We start from the raw sequence: 4,035 nt of genomic DNA on the forward strand, positions 1-4,035 counted from the left end.
CCGCCGCAGGCGCGCCCCCACCCGCGCCCCCAGGGCCGCCACGCTTCCATCGAACCGGTGACAGCACAGGTGAGTTCCCCCACAACGGCACACTCCGAAGGAGCGACCACCTCTTTCGCGCCTTACGCTCAACAAACCGCTCAACGAACCGCACGAACCCTCCCCGTTCCCACGTCTCGGAGGTTCACGCTCCATGAAGCTCACCGTCGTCGGCTGCTCCGGCTCGTTCCCGTCCGCGGGATCGGCATGCTCGAGCTACCTCGTAGAGGCCGACGGCTTCAGGCTGCTCCTCGACATGGGCAACGGCGCCCTCGGCGAGCTGCAGCGCCACGTCGGTCTCTACGACCTCGACGCCATCTTCCTCAGCCACCTCCATGCCGATCACTGCATCGACATGTGCGCGTACTTCGTCGTCCGGTACTACCCGCCCGACGGCGGGCGCCCGGCCCGCATCCCGGTCTACGGCCCCGACGGCACGGAGCAGCGGCTCACCACCGCGCACGAAGCTCCGTCCCACGACAGCTCGAAGCCCTCACCTTCCCGCCGGAAGGTGAGGGCTTCGAGCTGTCGTGGGACGGACCCGGCTTACGCCTTGGTCAGGTCCTCGACCTCTTCCTCGGGCTCGCGGCCCGGGGTGGTGAGGTTGAACTTCGTGATCGCGAAGCGGAAGAGCACGTAGTAGACCACTCCGAAGACCAGGCCGATCGGGATGATCAGCCACGGCTTGGTCGCCAGGTTCCAGTTCAGCGCGTAGTCGATGAAGCCCGCGGAGAAGGTGAATCCGGCGTGCACGCCCAGCGCCCAGGTGATGGCCATCGACAGGGCGGTCAGAACCGCGTGGATCGCGTAGAGGACCGGCGCGATGAACATGAACGAGAACTCGATCGGCTCGGTCACACCGGTGACGAACGAGGTCAGCGCGAGGGAGATCATCATGCCCATCACGGCCTTGCGGCGCTCGGGGCGAGCGGCGTGGGCGATGGCGATGGCGGCGGCCGGGAGGCCGAACATCATGATCGGGAAGAAGCCCGACATGAACTGACCCGAGGTCGGGTCACCGGCGAAGAAGCGGTTCAGGTCGCCGTGCACGACCGCGCCCGTGGCGTCGGTGAAGTCGCCCAGCTGGAACCAGGAGACGGTGTTGACGAACTGGTGCATACCGACGGGCAGCAGAGCGCGGTTGATCAGGCCGAAGAGTCCGGCACCGAAGGAACCGAGACCGGTCATCCACTCGCCGAAGCTGGATATGCCCTCACCGATGGGCTCCCAGACCAGGCCGAAGAAGACACCGAAGATCACACCGACGAAGGCCATGATGATCGGGACGAGGCGGCGGCCGTTGAAGAAGCCGAGCCAGTCGACCAGCTTGGTGCGGTGGAACTTCTGCCACAGGATCGCCGTGACGAGACCCATCAGGATGCCGCCGAGGACACCGGGGTTGTTGTACGTCGCCGCTGTGTCCGCGCCCTTCTGGATCACCGCTTCGGTGACCGGGAAGGCCTTGAGCACGTTGCTGTAGACCAGGAAGCCGACGAGGGCCGCCAGCGCGGTGGAGCCGTCCGACTTCTTGGCGAACCCGATGGCGACACCGATGCAGAACAGCATCGGGAGGTTGTCGAAGACCGCACCGCCCGCGGTGGCGAACACGGAGGCGACCTTGTGCCAGCCGAGACCGTCGTCACCGAAGACGTCGGGCTGGCCGAGACGGAGCAGAATGCCCGCGGCCGGCAGCACGGCGATCGGCAGCTGGAGGCTGCGTCCCACCTTCTGCAGGCCCTGGAACACGCCGGAGCCCCGCTTCTTCGCGGGAGCCGCCGTAGCGGTGTCCGTACTCATCAACTTCCTCCAGTAGGCAAGGCGCCGCCAGGGACAGGGTGTTTGGGGTGGGCGACGACTCGAGAAACGCGCCGCAGAAACGGCACGTGGTCTGGACCACTGAGTGGTGTAGACCAGTTGTAGCACGGTGAGGGTTAGATAAGGAACCTGCAATTTCCGACTACTTCGCAGCAGCCATCACGCACGCACAGTGACATGCCGAAGGCCCCCGGACCGTAGGGTCCGAGGGCCTTGGCCGAGCGGGGCGCACCCCCGCCGAGCAGCTACTTCGTGAGGTCCTTCTCGATCTCCTCCTCCACCTCGTCGGGCTCACGGCCCGGCGTCTGGAGGTTGAACCTGGTGATCGCGAACCGGAAGATGACGTAGTACACAACGGCGAACGCCAGCCCGATCGGAATGATCAGCCAGGGTTTCGTCGCCAGACTCCAGTTGATGACGTAGTCGATGAGACCCGCCGAGAAGCTGAAGCCGTCCTTCGCCCCGAGGGCCCAGGTGAGCGCCATGGACACACCGGTGAGCACCGCGTGGATCGCGTACAGCAGCGGCGCGACGAAGAGGAACGAGTACTCGATCGGCTCCGTGATTCCCGTCACGAACGACGTCAGGCCGACCGAGACCATCAGGCCGCCCACCGCCTTGCGGCGATGCGGCTTGGCGCAGTGGTAGATCGCCAGGGCCGCCGCAGGCAGCGCGAACATCATGATCGGGAAGAAGCCCGTCGTGAACTGACCGGCCGTCGGGTCACCCGCCAGGAACCGGTTGATGTCACCGTGCACGACCGTGCCGTCCGGCTTGGTGAAGTCACCGAACTGGAACCAGACGAACGTGTTCAGGAACTGGTGCAGCCCGAAGACGAGCAGGGCGCGGTTCGCGATGCCGAAGATTCCGGAGCCCAGCCAGTTCAGATCCACCAGCCACTCCGAGAAGCTGGTCAGCGCGTCACCGACCGGCTGCCACAGCCAGGCGCAGAGCGCCGCGAACAGCAGACCCACGAACGCCATGATGATCGGGACGAGCCGGCGGCCGTTGAAGAAGCCCAGCCAGTCCACCAGCTTCACCCGGTGATACCGCTGCCAGAACCAGGCCGACATCAGGCCCATCACGATGCCGCCGAACACCCCCGGGTTCTGGTACTCGGCCGCCGTCACCTGCGCGTCGTCCGTCACGCACGTACCGAACCAGGTGCCGCCCGAGACGAACGTGGAACCGCTGTCGCAGTCCACCGGGAACGCGTGCAGCACCGCGTAGTAGACGAGGAAACCCGTCACCGCGGCCAGTGCCGTCGACCCGTCCGCCTTCTTCGCCATGCCGATCGCGACACCCACGCAGAACAGCAGAGGCAGACCGAGCCCCGAGTCCAGCAGCGCGCCACCGGCGGCCGCGAACACCTTGGCGATGTTGTTCCAGCCGAGACCCTCGTCGCCGAACACGTCCGGCTGGCCGAGCCGGTTCAGAATGCCTGCCGCCGGCAGGACGGCGATCGGGAGCTGCAGGCTGCGCCCCATCTTCTGCAGGCCCTGGAAGAGGCCGTTCCACCACTTTTTCTGTGGGATCGCTGCGCTGCTTGAGCTCATCGGCGTCCTCCCGGAACGGGCCACGTTTGGCGGGTGTTGCAGACTGGTGTAGACCAGTTGCGGTACGGTGCGGAGCCCGCCCGGAAGACAGGGCGCCGGTGATCGTCATCTTTGGTGATGGATCGGCTACTCGCTCGCGAAGTTGGGCCAACCGTGCGTTACCGTGACGAAACGGACCCAGGGTGGGCCGTCGCATGTACGTGAAGAACCAGGGAGAAGGCCATGGCCAGCAAGGCTGAGAAGATCGTCGCCGGGCTCGGCGGAATCGAGAACATCGAAGAGGTCGAAGGCTGCATCACCCGCCTCCGCACCGAGGTCATCGACCCGAGCAAGGTCGACGAAGCCGCGCTCAAGGCCGCCGGAGCCCACGGCGTCGTCAAGATGGGCACCGCGATCCAGGTCGTCATCGGCACCGACGCCGACCCCATCGCCGCCGACATCGAAGACATGATGTGACCCACCGCTGAACCCGACCGGGCCAACCACCCGGCACACCGCAGGCCCCGCCCACCCGGACGGGGCCTGGGCCGGGGGTGCCGGGGTACGCCGCAGGCCCCGTCCGGGTGGGCGGGGCCTGCGGTGTGCCGGGTGGTTGGCCCGGTCGGGTTCAGCGGTGGGTCACATC

At 66.5% G+C, this 4,035-nt stretch carries 3 protein-coding genes and 1 pseudogene; 2 read left to right on the forward strand and 2 right to left on the reverse strand.

What is annotated here, in order from left to right:
* Window positions 1-193: 193 nt before the first annotated feature.
* Window positions 194-523, forward strand: a pseudogene (locus tag JGS39_RS38050) (MBL fold metallo-hydrolase); the annotation flags it as partial.
* A gap of 62 nt (window positions 524-585) precedes the next feature.
* Here JGS39_RS38050 and JGS39_RS38055 read toward each other — a convergent pair.
* Window positions 586-1,836, reverse strand: a complete 1,251-nt coding sequence (locus JGS39_RS38055; protein WP_219574343.1) for a PTS transporter subunit EIIC — start codon at window positions 1,834-1,836, stop codon at window positions 586-588.
* Window positions 1,837-2,099: 263 nt separating this feature from the next.
* Window positions 2,100-3,410 (reverse strand): PTS transporter subunit EIIC, encoded by a 1,311-nt coding sequence (locus JGS39_RS38060; RefSeq protein ID WP_219574344.1) that lies wholly within the window; start codon window positions 3,408-3,410, stop codon window positions 2,100-2,102.
* A gap of 222 nt (window positions 3,411-3,632) precedes the next feature.
* Between JGS39_RS38060 and JGS39_RS38065 the strand changes: the two genes are divergently transcribed.
* Complete coding sequence (locus tag JGS39_RS38065; protein ID WP_018517946.1) at window positions 3,633-3,866, forward strand: PTS sugar transporter subunit IIB; 234 nt, start codon at window positions 3,633-3,635, stop codon at window positions 3,864-3,866.
* The last annotated feature ends 169 nt before the right edge of the window (window positions 3,867-4,035 follow it).

Source organism: Streptomyces poriferorum (assembly GCF_019399235.1).
Classification (GTDB): domain Bacteria; phylum Actinomycetota; class Actinomycetes; order Streptomycetales; family Streptomycetaceae; genus Streptomyces; species Streptomyces poriferorum.

What these genes read in the sequence shown, in the direction of transcription:
- JGS39_RS38055 (WP_219574343.1), bottom strand. Translation starts at nt 1,836, where the DNA reads ATGAGTACGGACACCGCTACGGCGGCTCCCGCGAAGAAGCGGGGCTCC.
- JGS39_RS38060 (WP_219574344.1), bottom strand. Translation starts at nt 3,410, where the DNA reads ATGAGCTCAAGCAGCGCAGCGATCCCACAGAAAAAGTGGTGGAACGGC.
- JGS39_RS38065 (WP_018517946.1), top strand. Translation starts at nt 3,633, where the DNA reads ATGGCCAGCAAGGCTGAGAAGATCGTCGCCGGGCTCGGCGGAATCGAG.